Below are 26,194 nucleotides of genomic sequence, written 5' to 3'. Positions count from 1 at the left end.
CTCGACGATGAAGAGCTCGCACTCGGCGGGATCGGTCGACGAGCAGTCGGCGAGCTTCCCGGGGAGGTTCAGGCGATGCGAGATGGCGCTCTTCCGCGTGACCTGCTCGGCGGCGGCGCGCGAGGCGCTGCGGGCGCGCGATGCCAGGATGACGCGCGCGGCAATGGCGTCGCCGGCGGTGCGGTTGGCGTTCAGGGCGTTCTCGACGGCGGTGCGGACGATGCCGTCGATGACGGGGGTGACCTCGGCATTGTTCAAGCGGTCCTTGGTCTGGCCCTGGAACTGCGGCTGCGGGATCTTGATCGAGAGGACGGCGACGATGCCCTCGCGCGCGTCCTCGGCGGTGATCTGCACGCCGCGCGGCAGGAGGTTGTGGACGGTCAAGTAGTTGCGGACGGCCTTCACGAGGCCGCTCTTCAAGCCGTTCTCGTGCGCCCCGCCCGAGCCCGTCGGGATGCTGTTCACGAACGACAGCACCTTCTCGGACGGCTCGTCGGTCCAGGCGAGCGCGCAGTCGAGGTGCAGATCGTCCTGCGTCTTCTGGATGGTGAAGACCTCGCCGGCGAGCGGCACCTTGCCGGCGTCGCCGATGATCTTGCCGAGATAGGTCTTGAGACCCTCGTCGAAGTGGAAGCTCTGCTTCGTGCCGCTCGTCTCGTCGCTGAGATCGATGGTGAGGCCGCTGTGGAGGTAGGCCTTCGCCTCGAGGACTTCGGCGATGCGCTTCGGATCGAACTTGATCGACGGGAAGATCTTGGCGTCGGGTTTGAAATAGATGGTGGTGCCGGTGCCGCGCGCGGGCCCGAGCTTCTTCAGCGGCCCGGTCGCGACTCCGCGGGCGAACTTCTGCTGCCACTCGGCGCCCTCGCGCTTGACGGTCGCGACGAGCTGCTCCGACAAAGCCGTCACGACCGAGGCGCCGACGCCGTGCAGACCGCCCGAGTGGAAGTAGTTCTTCGCCTCGAACTTGCCGCCGGCGTGCAGCGTCGTGAGGATCAGCTCGAGCGCCGGCTTCTTGTACTGCGCGTGCTTGTCGACCGGAATGCCGCGGCCGTTGTCGCCGACGGTGATCGACGAGCCGTCCTTGTGCAGCGTCACGGTGATCTTGTCGGCGTGGCCGTTCATGGCCTCGTCGACCGAGTTGTCGACGATCTCCCATATCAAGTGATGGAGGCCAGCCGCGTCGACGCCGCCGATGTACATGCCCGGCCGGCGCCGGACGGGCTCGAGCCCTTCGAGAACGAGAATGTCCTTGGCCGTGTAGGTCGCCGCCATGCTTACTTCTCCTCCGCCTCGACGTGCTTCAGGGCCGCGACCCCGCCGCGCTTCACGACCTTCTGGCCCTTCTGCGCGCGCTTGCCGGCCGGCACCTCGCCTACCGCGATCTCGCGCTCGCCGCCGTCGGGCGTGACCGCGACGAACGCGTCCTTCTTCCCGAGCGCGAGCGCGCCGACGATCTTGTCGGCGCCCTTGTCGGGCTTCATCAGGATGACGCCGCGCCCGGGGCCGGCGAGCTCGGGCACGTCGTCGAGCGCGAAGCGCACCATCTTGCCGGCGGCCGTCGCGACGACGCAGACCGGCCCGTGCACGGCGTCGACGCTCACGATCTCGTCCCCCTCGCCGACCCGCGCGAGCTTCCGGCCGGCGCGGGTCGTTTCGGTCACGTCGGGGACGGCGCGGAAGCCGTAGCCCTTGGCCGTCGCGACGAGCACCGTCAGCACCTCTTCGGTCAGCTCGATGATGCCGGGGAGCGCGGCCTGCGCCGGCGCTTCTTCACCGGCCGCGGACTTCCCGGGCGCGGCGCCCGCGTCGCGAATCAAGCGCGCCGCGACCACGCGCTCGCCGTCGCCGAACTTGAGCAGCGACTGCACGGGCTCGCCGTAGCCGGTCGTCGCCGGCACGTCGGCGACGCGCATCACGTAGATGGTGCCCTTGGTCGAGAAGAGGACCAGGCGATCGCGCGTCGATCCGGGAAACAAGGCGAAGAGCGCGTCGCCTTCGCGCAACCTGGTAGAAGAAGGGTCCTTCACCTCGCGGACGCGCTTCAGCCAACCGTCGCGCGACAGCGCGACGGTCGCGTCCTCGTGCACGACGTAGGCCTCGGGGTCGTACTCGAGCTCGTCGCCGGCGGCGAAGGTCGTGCGCCGCTTGTCGCCGTATTTCTCGTCGATGCGCTGGAGGTCGGCGCGGATCAGCTTCCAGCGCTCCTTCGGCTTCGCCAGCAGCGCCTCGATCTCCTTCAGGCGCTTCTTCTTCTCCGCCATCTCGGCGCGGATCTTCTCGATCTCGAGCTTGGCGAGCTGGTAGAGCCGGATCTCGAGGACGGCGTCGGCCTGGATCTGGTCCAGGTCGAAGTGCTTCATGAGCTTCTCGGCGGCGTCGGCGCGCGACTCCGACCGCCGGATGATGCGGATCGCGGCGTCGAGATCGTCGTAGATCTTGGCGAGCGCCTCCAGGATGTGGAGACGCTCGAGGAGCTTCCGCTTCTCGTGCTCGAGCCGCCGCGTCACGACGATCATCCGGAAGTCGAGGAACTCCCGGCAGAGATCGCGGAGCGTGACGCGCGCCGGCTGGCCGACCGCGGGATTCGTCGTCGGCTTCAGGCACGTGAGGTTGACGTTGAAGTTCGTCTGGAGGGCGGTGTGCTTGTAGAGATACGCCATCGCGGCCTCGGGCGAGGCCTCGGGCTTGAGCTCCAGTACGACGCGCACGTCGGTCGTTGACTCGTCGCGCACGTCGACGATGAGCGGTAGCTTCCGCGCCACGATCTCGGCCGCGATCTCCTCGACGAGCGTCGACTTGTTGACCGTGTAGGGAATCGACGTGACGACGACGTTCTTCTTGCCGCGCGCGCCGGTCTCGACCTTGTACTCGCCGCGGAGGCGAACGGCGCCCTGGCCGCTCTCGTAGATGTCGCGGAGCTCCTTCTTGCTGTTCAGGATCTCGCCGCCGGTCGGGAAGTCGGGACCCTTCACGAGCTTCACGAGATCCTTCACCGCGAGCTTCGGGTCGTCGATCAGCGCCACCAAAGCCGCGACGATCTCCTTCAGGTTGTGCGGCGGGACGTTCGTCGCCATGCCGACCGCGATGCCGGTCGAGCCGTTCATCAGGAGCTGCGGGATCGCCGAGGGCAGGACGATCGGCTCGTCGAGCGTCGAGTCGTAGTTGGCACGGAAGGGGACCGTGTCCGACCCGAGGTCGTCGAGCATCTCCTCGGCGAGCGCGGTGAGGCGGGCCTCGGTGTAGCGCATCGCCGCCGCGCCGTCGCCGTCGAGCGAGCCGAAGTTCCCTTCGCCCTGGACCAGCGGGTAGCGAAGCGCGAAGTCCTGCGCCATGCGCACCATCGCCTCGTACGCCGCGACATCGCCGTGCGGGTGGAACTTGCCGAGGACGTCGCCGACGATCGCGGCGGACTTGCGGGGCCGCGCTCCGGCCGTGAGGCGCAGGTTCTGGTACATCGAATAGAGAATGCGGCGCTGGACGGGCTTGAGGCCGTCGCGCACGTCGGGAAGCGCGCGCGAGGTGATGACCGAGAGCGCGTAGTTGAGGTAGCGCTCCTCGGCGGCTTCCTTGAGATCGGCGTCGATCGCTGGTGCTACGGCTGGACCCATGCTGCCCTCCACTACCCCACCCGGCGAAGATCGGCGCGCATACTAGCAGCCCGTCGCGAGAAGGCGAGCGGATTTCGCGGCGACGAGCGCCGCTAGCGGCGCCACACCGTCGCGAGCCACGGCTGCTGCGCGCGCGGCAGGCCCGCCGGACGGTAGTAGTGCTCGAGCTCCGTGAAGCCCGCCGCCATCACGACGCGACGCCACGTCGGCGCATCGAGGTAGGAGCCGTACCGGCCGCGGTTCCAACCTTCCTCGTTCGCGCCGTGCGGGTTCGACGCGAAGAAGACGCCGCCGGGACGGAGCGCGGTGCGCAGCGCGCCGAGGACGCGCGGCATCTCCTGCGCCGGCACGTGGAAGAACGACGCGTTGGCGAACACGCCGTCGAACGACTCGGGCGCGAGCGCGAGCGCCAGGAAATCCTGGTGTAGAACCTCGCAGCCGCTGAACCGCCGCGCCATCGCGACGAAGTTGCGCGCGCCGTCGAGCCCGACGGCGTCATGGCCGAGCGCGGTGAACGCGGCGAGGTCGCGGCCGGGACCGCAGCCGAAGTCGAGGACGCGCCGCCGTCCCGGGGGGAGATGGCGCAGCAGCGCCTCGATGTTCTGGCGCACGTCGTGGTCGCGCGTGGCCTGCCAGAACGAATCGGCGCTGCCGTCGTAATGCGCGAGCGTCGCCGTGCTGATGCGGCGGAGCTCGCCGGCGTCGAGCTCGCGGTCAGGCACGGGGCGGAATCGGGTGCTCGCGCTCGAGCGTCTGCCGTGGGCGTTCCATCCGGAGGTCCCCATGGTTAGCGAGCGGCGGCGGCGGAGCCAACCGTGACCGGCGTCCGCCATGATTTCCACCGCGCGATCCGTCAGCGATGAGTGCATGGCCGACATCACAGCGTTTGCGCAGTCCGGAGCTTTTCCCCCCGTGAAGGTGCGAGGGGTCCGAAGCGGCAGCGGTGCATGCAGTACCTCGGGGTCGAGCGGAAGTGCAACGAGGGAACCCCTGTCGCTACGGCGTTCTCTCTGGCATACGCTGTGCAACAGAGCGCACGCCGTCCGGGTCGTTCCACGGCGCTTCCCGTCCCAAAATGTCGTTCCGATGGAGTCTCATCAGCGCGGCGCTCGTCGTGGCGTGCGTGCTAGCCCTCGTGCCGCACGAGGCGTCCGCGTTCAGCGTGCGCCTGCGGTGGCGCGCGGTGCCCGACGTGAGCGGCTATCGCCTCTACGTGCGGACGACCGGCGCGTGGAGTTCGGCGATCGATCTCGGCAATCCGTCCGCCGAGGCGAACGGCATGATCACGCACGTCGAGGAGGGGCTCGCCGACAGCGGCAACCATTCCTTCCGGCTGACGAGCTATGTCGGCGCGACCGAGAGCGTGCCGTCGAACGAGATGACACTCGCCTACGCGGCGATCGCCGGCCTCCTCGATTCCGACGACGACGGCCTCACGGACGCCGCGGAGGATCGCGACCTCGACATGGTGACCGACGCGACGGAGACCGATCGCCTGCGACCCGACACCGACGGGGACGGAATCGGCGACGGCACCGAGGTCGCGGCCGGCACCAATTCGCTCGACCCGAACGATCCCCCGGCGACGAGCGGCACGTGCGCCGCGCCCGTCGTGATCGCCCCGGCCGGCGGCACCGTCACGAGCGTCACCTCGGGCACCGGGACACTCGACGGCTCGTGCGTCAAGGCGTCGAACGCGCCGGAGAAGGTCTTCCGCTGGACACCGTCGGTGTCCGGGCTCGCCACCTTCGAAACCTGCGGCGCCACCGGAACCGCGTTCGACACCGTGTTGTACGTCCGCCGCCGCACCTGCCGCGGCACCGAGGTCGGCTGCAACGACGACTCCGGGAGCTGCGCGACGGCCGAGCCGAGCACGTACCACGGCTCGCGCATCGCGCCGTGGGTCACCGCGGGCGAGACGTACTTCATCGTCGTCGACGGATTCGGAGCGGCGAGCGGCGCCTTCACGCTGCGTGTGATCCCGCCGGCGCCGGCGACGGCGACGCCGGCACGCACCGTGACGCCGGTCGCGACCACGACACCGGTCAGGACCGCGACGCACGCGAGCGCCGCGAGTACCGCGACCCCGACGCGGACCGCGGCGCAGACGCCAGCATCGACCGCCACCCGGACGGCGACTCCCACCGGTGTGCCGACACCGACCCCGACGTGGACCGCGACCTTCACCGCGACCCCGAGGCCCGCCATCACGGCAACGCCGATTCCGACACCGACCGGCGCGTGCGCGGCCGCCGCGCAGATCCCGGCCGGCGGTGGCACCTTCACCGGAACGACGACGGGAATGCCGGGCAGCGACGTCGCCGGCTCCTGCGCCGCGACCTCGGCGGCGGCGGAGCGCGTCTACCATTGGACGCCGCGGGTCTCCGGCATCGCGACGATCTCGACCTGCAGCGCCACCGCCACGACGTTCGACACCGTGCTGTACGTGCGCAAGGGCGGCTGCCTCGGCGGTGCCGAGCTCGCCTGCAACGACGACGACAACGGGTGCAGAACCTCGGTCGGCGGCAAGGCCAAGGGCTCGCGCTTGAGCCTCGCGGTGGCGGCGGACCAGACGTATGTCATCGTCGTCGACGGCGCGGACGGCGCGACCGGAAGTTTCCTCCTGACGGTGGATCCGCCGCGGGGAAGCGGGTCGGTGGGCGAAGGCGAAGCCACGCCGGCGCCCGGCGCGACTCCGACGCCGGACGACACGCACGCTCCGATCGCGCTCGTGGAGGCGTATCGCTGTCATCGCCTCGGCGCCACGCGGACCGAGCGGGGGCACAGCACCACCGTCCACGTCGTCGATCGCTTCGGCGAGCTCGTCGGCGACGTCCGCACGCCGCGCGCGCTCTGCATCCCCGCCGTCACGAGCGACGCGACCGACCAGCCGGGCGAGCCGGCACTCACGCGTCACGCCCTCCGTTCCGAGCGCTTCGACCCAGCGCCGGAGGCATCGCTTCGGATCAGCAACGTCTTCGGCGAGACGACGGTGTTCGTCGCGCGGCCCGAGCTCGCGCAGGCGCCCGCGCTCGTCGAGCCGGCGCCGCCCGGCGCGGGCGTCGACGCGGACGGCGCGGGCGCGCCCCATCTCTGCTATCCGGTGCGCGCCGGCGACGGCATGCGCCGCCACCGGGTGACGATACCGACGACGAAGGGCGAGGAGCGGCTCGTCCTCGCGGGCCCCATCCGGCTCTGCATCGACGAGGAGGCCGGGCGCCTGCAGGTCTGCTATCGCTCACGGCGCCACGCGACCCGTGGAGAGGCGGCGACCCGCATGACGATCACTACTCCGATGAGCACGCTCACGGGCGAGTTGCGAGGGCTCCGCGAGGTGTGCGTGCCGTCGTCGACTCTCTACGAATAGGCTTGCGGTAGGCGCCCGTCGCGCGTACCACCGACGCCGATGGAGGAGAGCGTTCGCATCACGGTGGGTGACGTCACGCTCGACGGACGCCTCGCCGTGCCGTCCGACGCGGCAGGCGGCGTGGTGGTCTGTCATCCCCACCCGCAGTTCGGCGGCAGCATGGAGAACGACCTCGTGCGCGCGCTCACGCGCGCGCTCGGGGCCGCAGGGTTCGCGACGCTGCGCTTCGACTTTCGCGGCGTCGGGTCGAGCGGCGGCGCCTACGACGACGGCCGCGGCGAGGTCGACGACGTGCGCGCGGCGGCGGTGCTGCTGCGGGGGCGTCTCGACGGAGGGCGCGTGTCGCTCGCCGGCTACTCCTTCGGCTCGGTGATGGCGCTCCGCGCCGGCGCCGCCGAGCCGGACGGGACGAGCGCGGTCGTCGCCGTCGCGCCGCCCGTCCGAATGATCGGCCTCGACTTCCTCGCCGGCTGCGCGGTGCCGCTCGCGTTCGTGACCGGCGACCGCGACCAGTTCTGCCCGCTCGCCGCGTTGGAGTCCGCTCGCGAGCGCTTCGCGCCGGCGAGCACGCTGGCGCTCGTTCCCGGCGCCGACCATTTCTTCGGCGCGCAGCTCGACGCGCTGGCCGCGCGCGTCGTCGACCTCGTGCGGACCACCTCCGCCTGACGCCCCCTCAGAAGCCGGCGAACTCCTCGGCGTAGCGGACGACCCCGGCGCGCCCCCCGAGCGTTCCCGGCCGGAGCTCGAGCGCCTGGAACACGCCGGGCGGGACGTCGTACTCGGAGCGGAGATCGCGGCCCTCGGCGGCGACGAAGCCGAAGCGGCCGTAGTACACGGGGCTCCCGAGCACGACGACCACGTCCACGCGGGCGGTGCGGCAGGCGTCGAGACCGGCGCGTACGAGCGCGGCGCCGATGCCCGCCCGCTGCGCCTCCGGCGCAACCGCGAGCGGCGCGAGCCCGAGACCGAGCGGCGCGCCGTCGAGCGTCACCGGGCTGAAGGCCACGTACCCGGCCACTCGACCTCCGCGCTCACCGACGAGCGCGATCGTCGCCTTGCCGGCGGCGCGGAGCGCGTCGACGAGACGCGCTTCGTCCGTACGCCCGAAAGCGCGGGTCACGACCTCGCGCACGGCGTCGGCGTCGGCGGGCGCCTCGGCCCGCACGCGCGCTGACGCGATCGTCATCGACGCCCTCCGCCGCGCACGCGCATCCGCCGTAACTAGCAGCGTCCGGAAACCCTTTGCCAGCGGCGGGCGCCCGCTACTTCGCGCGCGCGATGAAGCGCGCCTCGCGCGTATCGACCTGCACCATCTCCCCCGCCTCGAGATACGACGGCACCTGGATCACGATCCCGGTCTCGAGCGTCGCCGGTTTCGTTTGCGCCTGAGCCGTCGCGCCCTTCACCGCCGGCGCGGTATCGACGACCTCGAGCACGACCGTGTTCGGGATCTCGATCGAGATCACCTTGTCGTTGAACAGCACCGACCGGATGCTACTCATGCCGTCCTTCAGATAGCCGCCGAGGTCCCCGAGGTCGTCCGTCGTGAGCGCGAACTGTTCGTACGACTGGGTGTCCATGAAGTGGAAGCCATCGTCGTCGCGGTAGAGGAACTGGATCGGCCGGAGCTCGACGTTCGGCTCCGCGACCTTGTCACCGCCGCGGAAGGTCTTGTCGAAGACCTGCCCGGTCTTGAGGTTCCGCACCTTGATCTTCGAGAGCGAGCTCGCGCCGCGCGCCGAGGGCGACTGCACGTGGACGTCGAGGATCACGTACGGCTCGCCGTCGATCTGGATGCGGAGGTGCCGCTTGAAATCGCTGGTGGAGATCATCGCGCCCGCTTAGCACGCGGTCCGCTCGGCGGCGAGCTTGCTCGCTCGCGTGCGACCCGGGGTCGCGACCCGAGGTTGCACGCGAGCGCGGCCATCGCGTAGGGAGTCGCCATGGCCGACGTCGAGCTGGTCGTCCTCCCGACCGACGACCTCATGCACGAGAACAGCGGCGAGGCGAACTTCAACGAGAGCGCGTACTACAACTTCTTCGACCCGCGCCAGCGGGTCGGCGGCTTCGTGCGGCTCGGCAACCGTCCGAACGAAGGCCACGCCGAGATGACGACGTGCTTCTACCTCCCCGACGGCCGGGTCGCGTTCATGTTCGAGCGGCCCGAGATCGACTCGAACGCCGCGCACGACGCGGGCGGGCTCCGCTTCGAGGTGCGGGAGCCGTTCGTCGAGCACCGCGTGACCTATCGCGGCCGCGCCTGCATGCTGACGCACCCGCTCGAGATGGCGGATCCGCGGGCCGCCTTCGCCGCAAACCCGTTCGTGCCGGTCGATCTCGACGCGCGCTGGCTCGGCCTCTCGCCGGTGTACGGCGGCGAGCCGCGCCGGCGCGAGGGCGATCGCTGGGTCGGCGTCCGCACCGAGAAGGCCGGCCAGGAGTTCGCCAAGGGCCACCTCGAACAGCACGGCAAGGCGGTCGGGACGCTCGTGATCGGCGACGAGCGGTTCACGCTCGACGCGCCCGGCATCCGCGACCACTCGTGGGGGCCGCGTTACTGGCAGGCGCCGGAGTCCTACCGCTGGCTCACGATGAGCTTCGGGGAGGATCTCGGCGCCGTGCCGAGCCTCATCGTGCAACGCGACGGGCGCGAGATCCACGCCGGCTACGTGTTCCGCAAGGGCCGCGACAACGAGGCGATCGTGCGCACCGAGGTCGCGACCGAGTACGCCGGCGAGCAGCGGCTGCACGACCGCATCCGGGTGCGCGCGACCACCAAGGGCGGCGAGGTGATCGAGATCACCGGCAAGGTGCTGTCGATGATCCCGCTCCGCAACCGCCGCGACGGCAAGGTCACGCGCATCGCCGAGGGCATGACCGAATGGCGCTGGGGCGATCGCGTCGGCTACGGCCTCGCCGAGTATCTGGACCACCTCGCGCAATGAGCGCCGCCGATCTCGCCGACCTCGAGGCGATCCGCGACCTCGCGCGCCGCTACGCCCACTACGTCTGGCAGAACCAGGTCGAGATGCTCGCCGGCCTCTTCGCGGAGGACGGCGAGATGGACCCGGGCACGCGCCCGCCGATCCGCGGCCGCGCCGCGCTCGACGCGGGCTTCCGGGAGATGCTGCGGAGCGGATCGACGTTTCTGCCGTTCGTGCAGCAGCACGTCGTCGACCTCGCGGGGGACGCCGCGAGCGGCACCTGCTACGTCGACCTCCGGGCCGAGGTCGACGGCACGAGCATGATCGGCGCCGGCTGGTACGACGACCGCTACGTCCGCACGCCGGCGGGCTGGCGGTTCCGGACGCGCAAGATCACGCTGCGCTTCTTCGTGCCGCTCGCCGCTGGCTGGGCGAAGGAAACCCCCTAACGCGGGACGACGATCTCGAGGCGCTGGCTCACGTAGACGAGGTCGACGTCGAAGTCCGCGAGGCGCGCGGCAAGCGGCGGCAGGTTCGCCGGCGGCGTCCCCTGGTAGACGAGCACCGCGGCGATGAGCGGCGTCGGCTCGTTCGTATCGGTGCGCGCCGGAACGGCGATCGACACCGCGCGGCCGGCGCCGCCGCCCTGGTTCTCGACGGTCACCGCGGCGAGCCGCCACGGTCCTTCCTCGCTCTCCGCGACCGCCGCGAGCAGGCTGGTCGGGTGGTCGAACCCCTCGGTCGTGAAGGCCAGGGGCGCCGTACACTTCTCGGAGATCGGCGTGCCCTCGCACACGAGCGGCGCGTCCTCGGGCGCCGCGATCTTCACCAGAGCGCCGGCGAACGGGCCCGGCGCCTCGACACCCGAGGCGCAGAAGGTCTGCCGGTCGAGCGTCGTGCAGTCGCCCGAGTCGATGACGTGCTGGATGGTGGTCGCCTCGCTCGCGACGGCGTCGAAGCCGCTCGAGCCGCTGCCGCCGCAGCCGCAGACTGCGGCCAGGGCGACGGACAGCGTCGCGGCGATCAAGACGTGTCGTACTCGTGGCGTTTCGCTGTTCATCCTCGCTCCGTCAGACCGGCGTCCCGACGATCAAGACGTTCAGGAACTCCGTTCCGGCGCCGGCGTCCGCCGCGAACTCCTCGGCCAACGCGCGCGCCGCCTTCTCGAGCCGCTGGTAGAACTCGGGAAGCCGCTCCCGCTCGATGTGCAGATAGTGATTGCGCAGATGGGTCGACGCCGCGCGCTCGGGCAGGCTCACCTTGTCGAGCAGCGCCTTGGTGTAGATCGCGGTGAACTCCATTGCCAGCGCGCGCCGCTCTTCGAGCGTCGTCGCGACGAAGTGCCGGGACTTCCGCCGCACCTTGCCCTTCGCCGTCTCGACCAGCCCGCGCTCCTTGAGGAGATCGGTGACCTTCGAAACGTCGCTCGCCTTCGACTTGTCGCGGACCGCGACGGAGATCGCCGTCCGCCACTTGGCGGCCGTGATCCAGGCGCCGTCGTCGGGGAGCGCCGCGATCGCGCGGCTCACCTGGACGGCCAGGTCGGCGTCGGCGACGCCCTCGACCGCCGCCGGGTCGTGCAGGGCGCGACCGAGCTCGCGTCCGAAGGCGTACAGCATGCGATCGCGGTAGAGCACGGCCAGGAGCGGCGCCACGGGCTCGTTCCGGACGGCCGCCAGGCGTCGCACCAAGGCCTCGTTCGGAAAGCGCTTTCCCTTCTCGATGTAGCCGAGCATCACGGGGTCGACGGCGCCGCCGAGGACCTCTCTCGCGAAGCGGGTGACGGTATACTCGCGGCCGCTGAGGACACGGGTCTCGTAGAAGAGATCCTTGATGCCCTTGGGCGCGGTACTCCGCCGTTGCATGACCCGGCGACCGTACACCAATCTATTCTTGCTTGACAAGCAAACAACTATTGTTTAGTCACGGTGGCGTCCGGTCGTAGTGGAGCGACGGACGAGACATCCCGCCGCCCCGCGCGCGAGTGGAGCGCAGCGCGGGAAGGGTTCGGCGCGGAGAGGAGCGCCGGCGCGTTCAACGAGGACGCGCCGGCGCCCCGGACTTTGCGGCCGGAGGTTCCGACCTTCGGATGCGGCGTCCGACCGGCTGGCGAGCGCGCGCCCGACGTGACAGAGGCAACGGCTCCGCCATGACGTCACGCCTGCACTTCCGGATCGAGGCGACCGCCGCCGATTCGCGCGCGCGCGCGTGCCGTTTGCGGACCCTGCACGGCGAAGTCGAAACGCCGCTCTTCATGCCCGTCGGTACGCAGGCGACCGTGAAGGGGCTCACGGTGGAGGAGCTCGAGGCCGCGGGCTCACACGTGCTCCTCGCCAACGCCTACCACTTGCTGCTGCGGCCCGGACTCGACGTATTCCGCCGCTTCGGCGGCGTCCACCGCTTCATGAACTGGCGCCGCTCGGTGCTCACCGACTCGGGCGGTTATCAGGTCTTCTCGCTCCCGAACGATCGCGTGATCACGGAGGACGGCGCCGTGTTCCGCAGCTACGTCGACGGCACGCGCGTCGTCTTGAGCCCCGAGCGCAGCATCGAGGCGCAGCTCGCGATCGGCAGCGACATCATGATGGCGATGGACGTGTGCGTGCCCTCGACGTCCGATCACGACACCGCGGCGGCCGCCATGCATCGCACCCATCGCTGGGCGGCGCGGAGCCTCGCGGCGCGCGGCGAGGCTCCGCAGGCGCTCTTCGGCATCGTTCAGGGCGCGTGCTTCGAGGACCTCCGCCGCGCGAGCGCGGAGCATCTCACCCGCCTCCCGTTCGACGGCTTCGCGATCGGCGGCCTCGCGGTCGGCGAAGGCAAGGCGGATCGCGAACGATTCACGGCGTTCGCGGCGGCGCTGCTGCCGCGCGACCTGCCGCGCTACCTCATGGGGGTCGGCACCCCGCTCGACCTGCTCGAGGCCGTGGAGCGCGGCGTCGACATGTTCGACTGCACGATCCCCTCGGTGCTCGCCCGACAGGGCGTGGCCTTCACCTCCACGGGGCGACTGAACCTCTATCGCGGCGTCTACAAGCTCGCCGAGGAGTCCGTCGACGCCGCATGCGAGTGCCCGACCTGCGCCGACTACTCGCGCGCCTACGTGCACCATCTCGTCAAGACGAGCGAGGCCCTCGGATGGCAGCTCCTCGCCAAGCACAACATCCGCTTCTATCACGACCTCATGCGGCGCATGCGCGCGCACGTCGTCGCCGACACCTTCGCCGCATGGCGCGACGAGCAGCGCTTCGTGCTGGCGCGCGCCGACGAGGACAATCCGCCGGTGCCGACGCCGCGCCGGCGCCGCGGCCGCAACGAGCGCGACCTCGAACGCTTCGCCGTCCACGAGTCGCCCGCGGGCCACGCGAGCATTCTCCATCGCGCGTCGGGCGAGCTCATGCACGGCGGCATCGATCCGGCCGTCGAGGCGCACGGGCTCTACGTCGAGCAGGCGCGCCTCGCCGCGCGCATCCAGGAGCGGACCGCGACGCCGCTCGTCGTCTGGGACGTCGGCATGGGCGCCGCGCACAACGCGATGGCGGCGCTCCGCGCCTTCGAGAGCGCGCATCCCGCCGTCGGCCGTCCGCTCCATCTGGTGAGCTTCGAGCACGACGTCGCGTCGCTCCGCCTGGCGCTCCGGCACGCGGTGCGGTTCCCGCACCTCCACCATCCCGCGCCGAACCACGTGCTGCGCTTCGGCGAATGGCGCGCGGAGGACGCGGCGATGCTCTGGACGCTCCTCGAAGGCGACTTCCGCGAGCGCCTCGGGTCGGCACCGACGCCGGACGTGATCTTCTGGGACCCCTTCTCCGTGAAGACCGACGGGCCGATGTGGACGCTCGAATGCTTCGCGCAGGTGTTCACCGAGTGCGCCGAGCACGACACCGAGCTCTTCACCTACTCGGCCTCGACGGTCGTGCGGAGCGCCATGCTCGGGGCCGGCTTCGTCGTCGGACGGGGCGTGCCGACCGGACGGCGCCCGGAAACGACCCTCGCGCTGACGCCCGCGGCCGCCCGCCGCGCGGAGGCCCGGGGACGGACGCTCCTCGGACCCGAATGGCTCGACCAGTGGCGCCGGAGCGATGCCAGGTTCCCGCCCGACGTCCCGGACGCCGCGCGCGCCGCGCTCGCCGGGCGCATCGAGGGGGCGGCGCAGTTCCGCCCCCCGGACGGCGCGGCGGGCGTTTCGCAGGCCTCGGAGGCCGGCCCCGCGCGGGAGTCGCAGGGCTGAGAACGGCCGGCCGCCCCGGGCGGCGGCCCGCCTCGGGTTTTCCGGCGGCGCGCGGCGGGCGCGCTTATTGCTCTCCTGGAACCGGGAGATGACGTACTCGCACTTCGAGCGCCTGTCCGCCCTCGACAACAGCTTTCTCGGCATCGAGGACGGCGTAAGCCACATGCACATCGGCTCGGTCGCGATCTTCGAGAAGGGGCCGTTCGGGACGCTCGCCGGCGGGGTCGACATCGAGGCGATCCGGACCCTCATGGAGTCCGAGCTCCACCGGGTTCCGCGCTACCGCCAGCGCTTGCGGCGGACGCCGGTCTTCGACCAGCCGGTATGGGTCGACGATCCGCACTTCAACCTGAGCTACCACGTCCGGCACACGCACCTGCCGCTCCCGGGCGACGACCGGCAGCTCAAGCGCCTCGCGGCGCGCTTGATGTCGCAGGAGCTCGATCGCGGCAGGCCGCTCTGGGAGATGTGGGTCGTCGAGGGGCTGCCCGACGACCGGTTCGCGATCGTCACGAAGGTGCACCACTGCATGATCGACGGCGTCGGCAGCGTACAGCTGACCGGTGCGCTCATGCGCCCGACGCCCGATCGCCCGGCCGCCATCGACCCGCCGCCGCGCTGGATTCCGCGTCCCGAGCCGTCTCCGCTCGAGCTCGTCGCGGCGGAGCTGGTGCATCGCGTCGTGACGCCGGCGAAGGCCCTCGCGGCGGCGGCACTCGCGACCGTGCGGCCGGCGAGCGCGCTCGGCGGCGCACGCGACATGGCGACGGCGCTCGGCGCCTCGCTCGGCGCCGGGTTCCGCCCGGCGTCGCCGACGCCGTTGAACGTGCCGATCGGGCCGCATCGCCGCTTCGACTGGACCATCGCGGACATGGGCGCGTTGAAGGCCGTCCGCGCGCGGCACGGCGGAACGGTGAACGACATCGTGCTCACGGTGCTCGCGGGCGCGCTCCGCACCTTCCTCCACCGCCGCGGGCTCGACCCGAGCTCCCTCGACTTCCGCGTCATGGTGCCGGTGAACGTGCGCGACGCGAAGAGCCGCGACGAGGTCGGGAACCGTGTCGCGATGATCGTCGTGCGGCTCCCGCTCGAAGAGCGCGACCCGGTGGAGCGCCTGCGCCTCACGGTCGCCGAGACGATGCGCGTGAAGCGCTCGAAGCAGGCCGCCGGCACCCAGCTCATCGAATCGTTCAGCGACGCCACGTTCCCGACGCTGATGGTGCAGTTCGCGAACCTGACGGCTCTCGCCCGCCCATTCAACGTCGTCGTGACCAACGTCCCGGGCCCCCCGGTTCCCGTCTACATGCACGGCGCGCGCATGCTCGCCGCCCATCCCCTGGTGCCGCTCTTCGCGAACCAGGCCCTCGGCATCGCCCTCTTCAGCTACGCGGGGAAGCTCCATTGGGGCTTCAACGCCGACTGGGATGCGCTGCCGGACCTGCACGATCTGGTCGAGTCCGTGGAGCGCGAGCTCGCGGTGCTCACGGCGCGGGCGCCCGCCGAGCAAGCGGACCCCAGAGTGGCCCACATTTGAGGACGTTGACGGCACTGGACGTGGGCGCCGCAGAATGGCAGGTGCACCCGGGTCGCGTTGACGATATGTCGTTCGGCTGTGATTTCGTGAGCTTTCGGGAGGACCCATGGCAGTAAAGATCGCGATCAATGGTTTCGGCCGCATCGGCCGTCTGGTGTTCCGGGCGCTCTGCGAGCAGGGCTTGCTCGGGAAGACCTTCGAGGTCGTCGCCGTCGGCGACGTCGTCCCGGCCGACAACCTCGCCTATCTGCTGAAGTACGACTCGATCCAGGGCCGCTTCGACGGCACCGTCGCCTCGAAGAAGTCCGCCGCCGACAAGGCGGAAGACGACGTGCTCGTGGTGAACGGCCACGACATCGCCGTCGTGAGCGCGAAGACCCCGGCGGAGCTCCCGTGGGCGAAGCTCGGCGTGCAGCTCGTGATCGAGTCGACGGGCCTCTTCACCGAGGCCGAGAAGGCCAAGGGCCACCTCACCGCGGGCGCGAAGAAGGTCGTTATCTCGGCGCCGGGGAAGGGCGAGGACCTGACCGTCGTGATGGGCGTCAACGACGCGAAATACGACCCGGCCAAACACCACGTCGTCTCGAACGCCTCGTGCACGACGAACTGTCTGGCCCCGGTCGTCCATGTCCTCCTCAAGGAGGGCTTCGGCATCGACGAAGGCCTCATGACGACCGTGCACGCCTACACGGCCACGCAGAAGACGGTCGACGGTCCCTCGAAGAAGGACTGGAAGGGCGGCCGCACGGCGGCGCAGAACATCATCCCGTCGACGACCGGCGCCGCCAGGGCCGTCGCGCTCGTCTGCCCCGAGGTGAAGGGCAAGCTCACCGGCATGGCGTTCCGGGTGCCGGTGCCGACCGTCTCGGTCGTCGATCTCACCGTCCGCACCAGCAAGGACACGTCCTACAAGGACATCTGCGCCGCCATGAAGCGGGCTTCCGAAACCTACCTGAAGGGCATCCTCGGCTACACCGACGAGGAGGTCGTCTCCTCGGATTTCATCCACAGCAACTACTCGTCGATCTTCGACGCGGGTGCCGGCATCGAGCTCAACAGCCGCTTCTTCAAGCTCGTGTCCTGGTACGACAACGAGTGGGGCTACAGTAACCGCTGCATCGACCTCCTGAAGGTGATCGCGGCGAAGCTCTAGCGCGATCACCTCACGGGCAGCCGCCGAGGCCGTCGATCCACGCCGCGAGCGCGGCGTCGCCGACCGGATCGGGCACGAGGGTCCCGAGCGGCGGCATCTGGTCGGCCCCGCGCATGGCGGCGCGCAGCCAAAGGACCGAGTCCTCCGGCCGCCCGGGTGCCACGATGCGCGCCCCCGCGACCCCGAGATCGCCGTGCTGGGGGATCGCCGCGCAGACGTTCATCGCGGCGAACGGAACCTCGGCGCGGAGATCGATCGTCGTCGGCGCCGGTCCGCCCGGGAGGTGGCAGTGCGCGCAATTCGCCTGCAGCCAGCTGCGCGCCCGCGCGTCGAGCGGGGCGCCGGCGTCGGCGGGATCGGCGAGCGCCGGCAGCGCATCGGGACGCGCCGGCAAGCAGCCGCCGAAGAAGCCGGCGTGCTCGAGAGCGCGCAACTGCTCGTCGATGACGCCGCCGTAGTCGCGCGCCCGGTTCATCTGCCGGGTCTGGAGGCCGAGGGTGCCGCCCGCCGCCGCCGTGTGGCACCGGACGCAGTCGCTCCGGCTCGGAAAGACGTGCGTGTGCTCGCTCGCGCCGCTCTGCGGGTCGCTCACGGGGAAGGTGACGACCGTGCCGTTGTCGAGGAGGTAGGCCTCCGTCTGGGCCTCGTTCCACTGGTACGAGAAGCCGCGCCAGCCGCTCGCCCGCCGCACGAGGAAGCGCGTCTCGAGCGCGCGCGTCGAGGCCGGGTCGCCGCGGTCGGTCTCGTACACGAACTCCTTCACGAGGATCGTTCCGAGCGGCATGTCCCACGCGCCGCTCGTGCGAAAGCCGATCGTCGTGCCGTCGGGCACGACGAGGAAGCGGCGCTTCGCCGCCCCATCCGACCAGAGCGGCGCGCGCACGTCGTAGGGCACGAGCTCGGGAGCGGGCACGCGGTTCGGGACGTCGGTGAAGCAGCCGGTCGCGGAGAGGGTGCGCGGGAAGTCCCCCGGCAGGGCGCCCGTCGGCCGGCGTAGCCGGTTGATCGAGCCGCCGAGGCTCACCACGTAGAGCTCCCCGTCGCGATCCTCGCCGAAGCTCGAGATGCTGAGCGTCGTGTCCGCGATCATCGTGGTGCTCGCGATCGCGCCGTCGTAGCGGAGCGCCCAGATCTTGCCGCTGCAGTAGTCGCCGTAGACGTACGCGCCGTAGAGCTCCGGCAAGCGGCTGCCGCGGTACACGTAGCCGCCGGTCACGGAGCAGCCGTCGCTGTGCGAGTAGACCGCGAGCGGCGCAGTGAACGCCCCCGTATCGCACCCCGTGCTCGGGTTGTAGCAGGCGTTCCCCTCCTTGCGGCGCCAGCCGTAGTTCCGGCCGCGCTCGATCAGGTCGACCTCCTCCCAGTTCCCCTGGCCAACGTCGCCCGCCCAGAGCGCGTGGGTGAGGCGGTCGAAGCTCATGCGCCACGGGTTGCGAAGGCCCACCGCCCAGATCTCGCCGCGCGCGCCGCTCTGGCCGACGAAGGGATTGTCGGGCGGGACGGCGTAGCCGAGGCCGGGATCGGTGCGATCGACGTCGATCCGCAGGATCTTGCCGAGGAGCTCGTTCATGTTCTGGGCGCGGTTCCCGGGATCGCCGGCGCTGCCGCCGTCGCCGAGCGCGACGTAGAGATGGCCGTCGGGGCCGAACGCCAGCTGCCCGCCGTTGTGGTTCGAGTACGGCTGCGCGATCTCCATGACGACGCGACCGCTCGTCGCGTCGGCGGCGTTCGGATCGGCGCTCACGCGATACCGCGCGATCACCGAGCGCCGCGGGCTCGCTGCCGAGTAATAGACGTAGAAGTAGCCGTTGGCGGCGTAGTCCGGGTGGAACGCGAGGCCGAGGAGGCCCTCCTCGCCTCCGGTACTGATGCCGCTCAGCACGAGGAAGTCGGTGGCGCTCGCCGGCGTGCCGTTGGGGAAGACGCGGATACGCCCGCCCTGCTCGACCACGAAGACGCGGTCGGTGCCGTCCGGCGCGTGCGTCAGCTGAACCGGGCTCGCGAAGGCGATCGCGCCGAAGACACGCTCGATCTCGAGCGGCGGGGTCGCGTCGGGATCGCCGTCGAGCCGGCAGCGCGTGGCGGGCACGCGGCTCGTGAGACCGTACGGAGCCGGGTCCGTGTCGCAGACGCCGCTCGGCGTGGTGGTCGCGAGGGGTGTCGGCGTGGCGGTCGGCGTGGCGGTCGCGCTCGGCGTGGCGGTCCGGGTGCCGGTGACCGTCCGGGTGGGCGTCGGCGTGAGCGTGCGGGTCGCGGTCGACGTGGCAGTACGCGTGGACGTCGGCGTGCGAGTCGTGGTCGTGGCCGGCGTCGTCGTGCGGGCCGGCGACGGCGACGCGGTCGCGGTGCGGGTCGCCGTGGACGCAGCGGTCGGCGCGACCGTGCGGGTCGGGGTCACCGTCACGGTGGGTGTGCGGGTCACGGTCGTGCTCGGCGAGGCCGCGGTCGCGCGCTCGGTCGGCGTGACCGTCGCGGGCGGGGTAGGGGTCGGCGTCGCGCTCGGCGCCGGCGCCGGACAGTGCGGCGGCCTGAACCCGAGCCCGGCAGCCGCGAACAGCTCCGCGGCGCGCGGCACGCGGCGCGCCGCGGCATCGGCCGCTTCGCATGCGAGGCGGCGGTCGAGACACGCGAGCCACCGGTCCACGCTCCCGAGCGACGGCACCCCCACCTGCGCGCAGGCGTCCGCGAGCGCCGCGATGCCGCCGCCCGCATCGGCGGCGAGATCGGCGAGCTTCACGGCCGGCTCGCCGCAGAGCCGCGCGAGCGCGTCGGTCACGAGCACCGGGCGTGCGAGCCGGGTCCGGCAGGCCTTCGCCGCGCTCGCCGTGCATGCCGGTCGCGCCCCGGCATCGCGCGCCGCGCAGTCGAACAGCATCGAGGCGCAGCTCGTGAACGCCTTCGTGCGCGCGGCGACGCCGCGGCCGCCGTCGCGGAGCGCCGTAGCGAGGCAACGATCGAGCGGCCGCCCGACCCGCCGCGGCTCGGCGACGTGCGCGCCGGTGCCGCCGTGGTCGACGAGGCACGCGTCGGCGCCCGCGACGCCGAGGACACGCAGCAGCTCCCCGGCGCGCGGCAGCAGGAGCGCCACGACGCGCGCGCCGCCGCAGGCGTCGCGGCGCGCGATGCACGTGCCGACCGCCGCGTCGTCGGCGAGGGCGACGCCGTGCTCCTCGCACGCGGGCGCGGTCTCCGCGAAGCCGAGCCCGCTCGACGGCAGCACGCGGTCGGCGACGTCGGCGCAGGCGCGCCCGACGACCGACGCCATCCGCGCCTCATCCTGGGCGGCCGCCGCCCTCGCGGCCGCGCATGCCTTGCCGGCGCGGCCGCCACAGCTTGCGTCGTCGGGTCGCAGCTGACGACAGCGGAATGCGCTGGCGGCGCAGCGCTGTGTCTGCAGGGCGCGCTGCCGCCCCATGCCGACCGCGGCGCTCGCGATCACGCCCTGACAACGCGCGAGCGCGGCGTCGACGGCCGGTCCCTCTTGCGAATGCGCAACGCGCGACCACATGCCTGCCAGGGCGCACGTGACCACGAGCGCCCTCCCCCACCTCCGGAAGCGCACACCCCCGAAAGCAACGCCGGTGCCACGCGCACCGGACGCGAAGCGTCGTCCGCGCGGCGCGCGCCTGCGCAGCTGCGCATGCGCAAACGATCGGAGCGACGCATTTGCGTCATCCGATCGGCGACGCGGCCGGCGCCTCCGTCACGCGCTTCGATGGCTCCGCATTCGCCGTACGGGTCGCCGCGCGCACGCCGAGCGCCGGCGCATCTCGCATGGCCGCACGCCGCGCTGCCGTCAACGCCGCGCGCACGGCAGCACGACTTCGAATGCCGCGCCGCGCTCGCCCGGCGCCGTGGCGAGCGACACCGAACCCCCATGCGCCTCGACGATCTGCCGCACCGACGGCAGGCCAAGCCCCGTGCCGTCGACCTTGCTCGTCTCGAAGAGCACGAACGGATCCATGCCGCTCGGCACTCCCGGTCCGGTGTCGCGCACGACGATGCGCACCTTGCCGGAGCCGTCCTCGGCGGCGGCGAGGCGGATCTCTCCCGGGCCGCGCTCGATCGCCTCGAGCGCGTTCTTCACGAGGTTGTCGAAGGCGCGGCGGAGCTTGAGCGCGTCGGCGCGCATCTCGAGGCCGCGCGCGGACTCGACCGCGAGCGTGACGCCGCGACCCGTCGCCTCCCCCATCCACGCCCGGGCGAGGTCGACGAGAAACTTGCGCACCGGCACATTCGCGAGCTCGAGCCGCTGGTGACGCACGAACTCCCGAAACTCGTGCAGGAGGATGTCGAGGTGGCGCGCCGTCGCGAGCACGCGGTCGACGCCCGGCTTGATCGGGCCGCCGACGTCCTCGGGTAGGCGGTCGAGCATCTGCAGGACGCGCTGCGTCCCCATGATGAGGCCCGCGACCGGATTCGCGATGTCGTGGACGATCTTGGTCGTGACGGCGCCGATGTCGGCGAAACGCTGTTGCTGCTGTAGCGCCAGCTCGAACGCGCGCAGGCCCTCCGCGGAGTCGCGCCGTTCGGTCACGTCGCGCATGGCGACCAGCACCGTCGGCTCGCGGCTGTTCGGCACGACGACGCTCGTCGTTTCGACGACACGCACCTCGCCGTCGGCGCGCAGCACGCGCTCCTCCATCGCCGGGCGCAAGGTCTCCGTCGCGTCGTCCGCGCCGGCGAGCCACGCGGCCATCGCGGCGCGATCGTCGGGGTGGATCAGGTCGGCGAGCCGGGGCGACGGAAGCCGGCCGTGCGGTTCGATCCCCACGAGCTCAAGCGCGGCCGGGTTGGCGTAGCTGACGCGCTCGCGCTCCGCGACGAAGATCGCGATCGGGCAGGCCTCGAGGAAGCGATGGTAGACGTTGACGTCGCGCGCGATCGCGATCACGAACGTGCCCTCCGCGAGGACGATCGTCGAGAGGCTGATGTCGACCGGGACGAGGCGGCCGTCCTTGCGAAGCGCGCGCAGCTGGCGGCCGGCGCTCATGGATCCGCGGATCGCCGCCGAGCGCCGGAACGCGTCGCGGTCGGCGGCGTGCCGACCGCGCTGCGCCTCCGGGACCAGGGCATCGACTTCCGACCCGACCAGCTCCGCCTCCGTGTATCCGAAGAGGCGCGCGACGGCCGGATTGGCGAGAACGATCCGACCCGCGACGTCGACCACCACCATGGCATCGGAAAGGCCGCGGAAGATCGCGTCGAGAATCGAGAGCGAGGGTACTTGCGCGGGCGTCGACATGGGCGGGCTCACCGGGCGCGCAGCGCGTAGGAACGGAGAACGTGCAGGTAGTTGGCGCGCTCGAACGCCGCGGGCTCGGCGACGGCGCGCTGGCTCATGCTGCCCTGCATCTGGCGGATCGACGCGTACTCGTGCTCCTCCATCCACCGCACGAGCGCGTCCCGCACGGCGGCGAGATGCCCGACGCCGTGCAGCAGCAACGCCGACGTCATCATCGCGGCCGAGGCGCCCGCCATCATCGACTTCAGCACGTCGATCGCGTCGTGCACGCCGCCGGTGACGGCGAGGTCCGCGTCGACCCGCCCGCGCAGGATCGCCACCCAACGGAGCCGGAGGCGGAGCTCGTCCGGCGTGCTGAGCTGCAGGTTGGGGGTGACCTCCAGGCGCTCGACGTCGAGGTCGGGCTGGTAGAAGCGGTTGAAGAGCACGAGGCCGTTCGCCCCGGCGGCGACGAGGCGGCGCGCGACGTGCGCCATGGCGCTGAAGAACGGTCCGAGCTTCACCGCGACCGGGATGCCGACGGCGGCCCGCACGTCGCGCACGAGCTCCGCGTACATGCGCTCGACGGCGGCGCCGTCGAGGTCCGGGTCCGTCGGGATGAAATAGACGTTCAGCTCGAGCGCGTCGGCGCCGGCCTCCTCGATCAAGCGGGCATACTGCACCCAGCCCCCGGACGACACGCCGTTCAAGCTGCCGATCACCGGCACGTCGACCGCCGCCTTCACGCGCGCGACGTGGTCGAGATAGGCGTCGGGCCCGATCCGATACGCGCCGACCTCCGGGAAATAGCTCAGAGCCTCCGCGTAGCTCTCGGTGCCGTGCGTAAGGTGGTGATCGAGATCGTGGGTCTCGATGTCGATCTGCTCCTCGAAGAGCGAGGGCAGCACGACGGCGCCGACGCCGGCGTCCTCGGCGGCGCGGATCGTGTCGACGTGCTCGCCGAGCGGCCCCGCCGACATCACGAGCGGCGAGCGCAGCGCGTGGCCGAGATACGTCGTCCCGAGGTCGATCACGTGGCGCCCTCCGCCGCGCCGGCGTCGCAGGCGACGGCCGCGAGCTGGTGATAGAGGCTCCAGCGTCGGCGGACGTCCTCCTCCGCGAGCGTCAACGCGCGCCGCGCCGCCTCGGGGTCGGCGTGCGCCAGCATGGTGTAGCGCGTCTCGTTGTAGGCGTACTGCTTGAACGTCAGCGACGGCGGCTTCGCGTCGAGCTGGAGCGGGTTCTTGCCGGCCGCCGCGCGACGCGGGTCGTAGCGGTAGAGCGGCCAGGCTCCGGAGGCGACGATCGCCTTCTGCTGATCGAGCGCGTGCACCATGTCGTAGCCGTGCGCGATGCAATGGCTGTACGCGATCACGAGCGACGGCCCGTCGTACGCCTCGGCCTCACGGAACGCCTTCAGGCACTGCGTGTCGTCGGCGCCCATCGCGACCGAGGCCACGTAAACGTGGCCGTAGGTCATCATGAGGAGCCCGAGATCCTTCTTCGGGAGCGGCTTCCCGCCCGCCGCGAACTTCGCAACCGCGCCGCGCGGCGTCGCCTTCGACATCTGTCCGCCGGTGTTCGAGTAGACCTCGGTGTCGAGGACGAGCACGTTCACGTTCCGTCCCGACGCGAGCACGTGATCGAGCCCGCCGTAGCCGATGTCGTAAGCCCAGCCGTCGCCGCCGACGATCCACACGTCGGCGCGCACGAGACTCTCCGCCACGCTCGCGAGGTCGCGGGCGTCGTTGCCGTCGACGCCGCGCAGGCGCTCGCGGAGCATGGCGACGCGCGCCCGCTGCGCCGCGATCCCGGCCTCGTCCGACTGGTCGGCGTTCGCGAGCGCGGCGACGAGGTCGTCGCCGACGATCGGCCCTAGGCGCGCGAGCAGCTCGCGCGCGTACTCGCCCTGCTTGTCGCGGGCGAGCCGCATGCCGAGCCCGAACTCGGCGTTGTCCTCGAAGAGCGAGTTCGACCACGCTGGGCCGCGTCCGTCGCGATTGGTCGTCCACGGCGTGGTCGGCAGGTTGCCGCCGTAGATCGATGAGCAGCCGGTCGCGTTGGCGATCAGCGTGCGATCGCCGAAGAGCTGGCTCATGAGCTTCAAGTAGGGAGTCTCGCCGCAGCCCGAGCACGCGCCCGAGAACTCGATGAGCGGCGTCATGAGCTGCACGTCCTTCACCTGGCTCGGGTGGAGCGCCGCGCGCGCCGGGTCGTCGAGACCGAGGAAGAAGCGCCAGTTCTCTTGCTCGGCCTCGCGGATGGGCGCGACCGGCCGCATGTTGATGGCGCGCAGCCGCGTCTCGCTCTTGTTCTTGACCGGGCAGATCTCGACGCAGAGCGCGCAGCCCGTGCAGTCGTCGGGCGAAACCTGGAGCGTGTAGCGGTCGCTCGCGAAGTCGCCCTTCCAGCGCGCCGGGTGCGACTTCCAGGCCGGCGGCGCCGCGGCGAGCGCGGCGGGCTCGTAGACCTTGGCGCGGATGACCGCGTGCGGACAGATGAGCACGCACTTCCCGCACTGGATGCAGATATCCTCGTCCCACACCGGCACCTCGGTCGCGAGCGCGCGCTTCTCCCACTGGGCGGTGCCCGTCGGATAGGTGCCGTCGACCGGCAGCGCGCTCACGGGAACGTCGTCGCCCCTCCCCGCGATGATGCGCGCGGTGACGTCGCGCACGAACGCCGGGGCCTCGGTGGGCACCGCCGCGCGCCGCGCGACCGCGCTCGACGCGGCGGCGGGGACGGCGACCTCGTGCAGCTCGGCGAGCGTCATGTCGACGGCCGCGCAGTTCTTCCGGACCACCGCCTCGCCGCGCCGCCCGTACGCCTTCGCGATGCCGCGCTTGATGGCGGCGATGGCCTCCTCGCGCGGCAGGACGCCGGCGAGTGCGAAGAAGCAGGTCTGCATGACGGTGTTGATGCGGCCGCCCATGCCGGCCTCGCGCGCCACGCGGTAGCCGTCGATCACGAAGACGCGGAGCTTGCGGGCGACGACGGTCTCCTGGAGATCGCGCGGCAGCCGGTCCCAGACCCGATCCGGTCCGAAGGGCGAGTTCAGGAGGAAGGTCGCGCCCTCGTCGGCGAACTCCAGCACCGGCAAGCGGTCGAGCAGCGAGAACTGGTGGCAGGCGACGAAGCTCGCGCGCCGCACCAGGTAGGTCGAGCGGATCGGTCGGGGCCCAAAGCGGAGGTGCGAGATGGTCGTCGAGCCCGATTTCTTCGAGTCGTAGACGAAGTAGCCCTGCGCGTGGCTCGCGGTCTCGTCGCCGATGATCTTGATCGCGGTCTTGTTGGCGCCGACGGTGCCGTCCGAGCCGAGCCCGTAGAAGACGGCACGCACCGTCTCGGGATCTTCGGTCGCGTACTCCGGATCCCAGGCGAGGCTCGCGTGGGTCACGTCGTCGTGGATGCCGACGACGAAGTGGTTGCGCGGCTCGTCGCGGCGGAGCTCGTCGAAGACGGCTTTCACCATACCGGGGGTGAACTCCTTCGACGAGAGCCCGTAACGTCCGCCGACGACGCGCGCCCGGCACCCGCCCTCCGCGAGCGCCACCGCGACGTCGAGATAGAGCGGCTCTCCCTGGCTCCCCGGCTCCTTGGTGCGGTCGAGGACGGCGACGGCGCGCACCGACGGCGGCAGCGCCGCGAGGAGGTGCGCGCCAGAGAACGGGCGATAGAGCCGCGCCTTGATCATGCCGACTTTTTCGCCCTCGCGAACGAGGCGCTCGACGACCTCCTCGACGGCACCCGTCCCCGAGCCCATCAATACGACGACGCGCTCCGCGTCCGGCGCCCCGGCGTAGTCGAAGAGCCCGTAGCGCCGGCCCGTCAGGCCCGCGAGGCGCTCCATCGCCTGCTCCACGATCGTCGGGCAGGCGAGGTAGTACGGATTCACGGTCTCGCGGCTCTGGAAGAAGACGTCGGGGTTCTGGGCCGTGCCGCGGATCACCGGATGGTCGGGCGAGAGCGCCCGGGCGCGGTGCTCGCGCACCCGCGCGTCGTCGAGCATGGCGCGCACGTCGCCGACGCCGAGCGCGGCGATCTTCGCGACCTCGTGCGAAGTGCGAAAGCCGTCGAAGAAGTGCAGGAACGGGATGCGCGCCTCGAGCGTCGCCGCGTGCGCGACCAGCGCCAGGTCCATCGCCTCCTG

The 26,194-nt window shown here is 71.4% G+C and carries 18 protein-coding genes; 7 read left to right on the top strand and 11 right to left on the bottom strand.

Going from position 1 to position 26,194, the window contains the following annotated elements; translation table 11 throughout:
- The 3 genes from IT293_03395 to IT293_03385 form a co-directional block, all read right to left on the bottom strand.
- A partial coding sequence (locus IT293_03395) for an ATP-binding protein (GenBank protein ID MCC6763684.1) occupies positions 1-1,275 on the bottom strand: 1,275 nt, incomplete at its 3' end.
- A 2-nt stretch (positions 1,276-1,277) separates the two neighbouring features.
- Entirely contained in the window at positions 1,278-3,611 is a 2,334-nt protein-coding gene (locus tag IT293_03390; protein MCC6763683.1) for a DNA topoisomerase IV subunit A, read from the bottom strand.
- A gap of 92 nt (positions 3,612-3,703) precedes the next feature.
- Positions 3,704-4,396, bottom strand: coding sequence for a class I SAM-dependent methyltransferase (locus IT293_03385; GenBank protein MCC6763682.1), 693 nt, complete (start codon positions 4,394-4,396; stop codon positions 3,704-3,706).
- A 290-nt stretch (positions 4,397-4,686) separates the two neighbouring features.
- On the opposite strand from IT293_03385, the gene IT293_03380 reads away from it, so the two are divergent.
- Both IT293_03380 and IT293_03375 read left to right on the top strand, forming a co-directional pair.
- A complete protein-coding gene (locus tag IT293_03380) occupies positions 4,687-6,978 on the top strand; it encodes a hypothetical protein (protein ID MCC6763681.1) in 2,292 nt (763 codons plus the stop codon).
- Between the two features lie 39 nt (positions 6,979-7,017).
- The gene (locus IT293_03375) at positions 7,018-7,644 is read left to right on the top strand and encodes an alpha/beta fold hydrolase (protein ID MCC6763680.1); all 627 of its coding nucleotides are present in this window, start codon (positions 7,018-7,020) and stop codon (positions 7,642-7,644) included.
- Positions 7,645-7,651: 7 nt separating this feature from the next.
- On the opposite strand, the gene IT293_03370 is transcribed toward IT293_03375, so the two are convergent.
- Together IT293_03370 and efp are read right to left on the bottom strand one after the other, a co-directional pair.
- Positions 7,652-8,164: an N-acetyltransferase gene (locus IT293_03370; protein MCC6763679.1), complete on the bottom strand. Its 513-nt coding sequence runs from the start codon at positions 8,162-8,164 to the stop codon at positions 7,652-7,654.
- A 76-nt stretch (positions 8,165-8,240) separates the two neighbouring features.
- On the bottom strand, positions 8,241-8,810 hold the full coding sequence (gene efp, locus IT293_03365) for an elongation factor P (GenBank protein ID MCC6763678.1): 570 nt from the start codon (positions 8,808-8,810) through the stop codon (positions 8,241-8,243).
- Between the two features lie 111 nt (positions 8,811-8,921).
- On the opposite strand from efp, the gene IT293_03360 reads away from it, so the two are divergent.
- Together IT293_03360 and IT293_03355 are read left to right on the top strand one after the other, a co-directional pair.
- Positions 8,922-9,923 (top strand): hypothetical protein, encoded by a 1,002-nt coding sequence (locus tag IT293_03360; protein MCC6763677.1) that lies wholly within the window; start codon positions 8,922-8,924, stop codon positions 9,921-9,923.
- Complete coding sequence (locus tag IT293_03355; protein ID MCC6763676.1) at positions 9,920-10,351, top strand: nuclear transport factor 2 family protein; 432 nt, start codon at positions 9,920-9,922, stop codon at positions 10,349-10,351. Before IT293_03360 ends, IT293_03355 begins: the two co-directional genes overlap by 4 nt.
- On the opposite strand, the gene IT293_03350 is transcribed toward IT293_03355, so the two are convergent.
- Complete coding sequence (locus IT293_03350; GenBank protein MCC6763675.1) at positions 10,348-10,929, bottom strand: hypothetical protein; 582 nt, start codon at positions 10,927-10,929, stop codon at positions 10,348-10,350. The genes IT293_03355 and IT293_03350 overlap by 4 nt on opposite strands.
- Before the next feature lie 43 nt (positions 10,930-10,972).
- A complete protein-coding gene (locus IT293_03345; protein ID MCC6763674.1) occupies positions 10,973-11,767 on the bottom strand; it encodes a hypothetical protein in 795 nt (264 codons plus the stop codon).
- A 284-nt stretch (positions 11,768-12,051) separates the two neighbouring features.
- On the opposite strand from IT293_03345, the gene tgt reads away from it, so the two are divergent.
- The 3 genes from tgt (at position 12,052) to gap (ending at position 16,820) form a co-directional block, all read left to right on the top strand.
- Positions 12,052-14,133 carry a tRNA guanosine(34) transglycosylase Tgt gene (tgt, locus tag IT293_03340; protein ID MCC6763673.1) on the top strand — a complete coding sequence of 694 codons (2,082 nt, stop codon included), beginning with the start codon at positions 12,052-12,054 and terminating at the stop codon, positions 14,131-14,133.
- Between the two features lie 88 nt (positions 14,134-14,221).
- Positions 14,222-15,667 (top strand): wax ester/triacylglycerol synthase family O-acyltransferase, encoded by a 1,446-nt coding sequence (locus IT293_03335; protein ID MCC6763672.1) that lies wholly within the window; start codon positions 14,222-14,224, stop codon positions 15,665-15,667.
- 106 nt (positions 15,668-15,773) lie between these two features.
- Positions 15,774-16,820: a type I glyceraldehyde-3-phosphate dehydrogenase gene (gene gap, locus IT293_03330; protein ID MCC6763671.1), complete on the top strand. Its 1,047-nt coding sequence runs from the start codon at positions 15,774-15,776 to the stop codon at positions 16,818-16,820.
- A gap of 10 nt (positions 16,821-16,830) precedes the next feature.
- Here gap and IT293_03325 read toward each other — a convergent pair whose 3' ends face one another.
- The 4 genes from IT293_03325 to nifJ form a co-directional block, all read right to left on the bottom strand.
- Positions 16,831-19,695 (bottom strand): PQQ-dependent sugar dehydrogenase, encoded by a 2,865-nt coding sequence (locus IT293_03325; GenBank protein MCC6763670.1) that lies wholly within the window; start codon positions 19,693-19,695, stop codon positions 16,831-16,833.
- Positions 19,696-20,616: 921 nt separating this feature from the next.
- Complete coding sequence (locus IT293_03320; GenBank protein MCC6763669.1) at positions 20,617-22,065, bottom strand: PAS domain S-box protein; 1,449 nt, start codon at positions 22,063-22,065, stop codon at positions 20,617-20,619.
- 8 nt (positions 22,066-22,073) lie between these two features.
- On the bottom strand, positions 22,074-23,078 hold the full coding sequence (locus tag IT293_03315) for a dihydroorotate dehydrogenase-like protein (protein MCC6763668.1): 1,005 nt from the start codon (positions 23,076-23,078) through the stop codon (positions 22,074-22,076).
- Positions 23,075-26,194: pyruvate:ferredoxin (flavodoxin) oxidoreductase (nifJ, locus tag IT293_03310; protein MCC6763667.1), on the bottom strand; the 3,120-nt coding region annotated here is incomplete at its 5' end. The genes IT293_03315 and nifJ, both read right to left, overlap by 4 nt.

Source organism: Deltaproteobacteria bacterium (genome assembly GCA_020848745.1).
Lineage (GTDB): Bacteria > Desulfobacterota > Binatia > UTPRO1 > UTPRO1 > UTPRO1.
Note: the sequence above shows the minus strand (reverse complement) of the source record. Positions and strands in the feature narration are given on the sequence as shown.

Coding starts and splice junctions, on each gene's coding strand:
- IT293_03390 (MCC6763683.1), bottom strand. CDS start 3,611: ATGGGTCCAGCCGTAGCACCAGCGATCGACGCCGATCTCAAGGAAGCC.
- IT293_03385 (MCC6763682.1), bottom strand. CDS start 4,396: ATGGGGACCTCCGGATGGAACGCCCACGGCAGACGCTCGAGCGCGAGC.
- IT293_03380 (MCC6763681.1), top strand. CDS start 4,687: ATGTCGTTCCGATGGAGTCTCATCAGCGCGGCGCTCGTCGTGGCGTGC.
- IT293_03375 (MCC6763680.1), top strand. CDS start 7,018: ATGGAGGAGAGCGTTCGCATCACGGTGGGTGACGTCACGCTCGACGGA.
- IT293_03370 (MCC6763679.1), bottom strand. CDS start 8,164: ATGACGATCGCGTCAGCGCGCGTGCGGGCCGAGGCGCCCGCCGACGCC.
- efp (MCC6763678.1), bottom strand. CDS start 8,810: ATGATCTCCACCAGCGATTTCAAGCGGCACCTCCGCATCCAGATCGAC.
- IT293_03360 (MCC6763677.1), top strand. CDS start 8,922: ATGGCCGACGTCGAGCTGGTCGTCCTCCCGACCGACGACCTCATGCAC.
- IT293_03355 (MCC6763676.1), top strand. CDS start 9,920: ATGAGCGCCGCCGATCTCGCCGACCTCGAGGCGATCCGCGACCTCGCG.
- IT293_03345 (MCC6763674.1), bottom strand. CDS start 11,767: ATGCAACGGCGGAGTACCGCGCCCAAGGGCATCAAGGATCTCTTCTAC.
- tgt (MCC6763673.1), top strand. CDS start 12,052: ATGACGTCACGCCTGCACTTCCGGATCGAGGCGACCGCCGCCGATTCG.
- IT293_03335 (MCC6763672.1), top strand. CDS start 14,222: ATGACGTACTCGCACTTCGAGCGCCTGTCCGCCCTCGACAACAGCTTT.
- gap (MCC6763671.1), top strand. CDS start 15,774: ATGGCAGTAAAGATCGCGATCAATGGTTTCGGCCGCATCGGCCGTCTG.
- IT293_03325 (MCC6763670.1), bottom strand. CDS start 19,695: ATGCTGTTCGACTGCGCGGCGCGCGATGCCGGGGCGCGACCGGCATGC.
- IT293_03320 (MCC6763669.1), bottom strand. CDS start 22,065: ATGTCGACGCCCGCGCAAGTACCCTCGCTCTCGATTCTCGACGCGATC.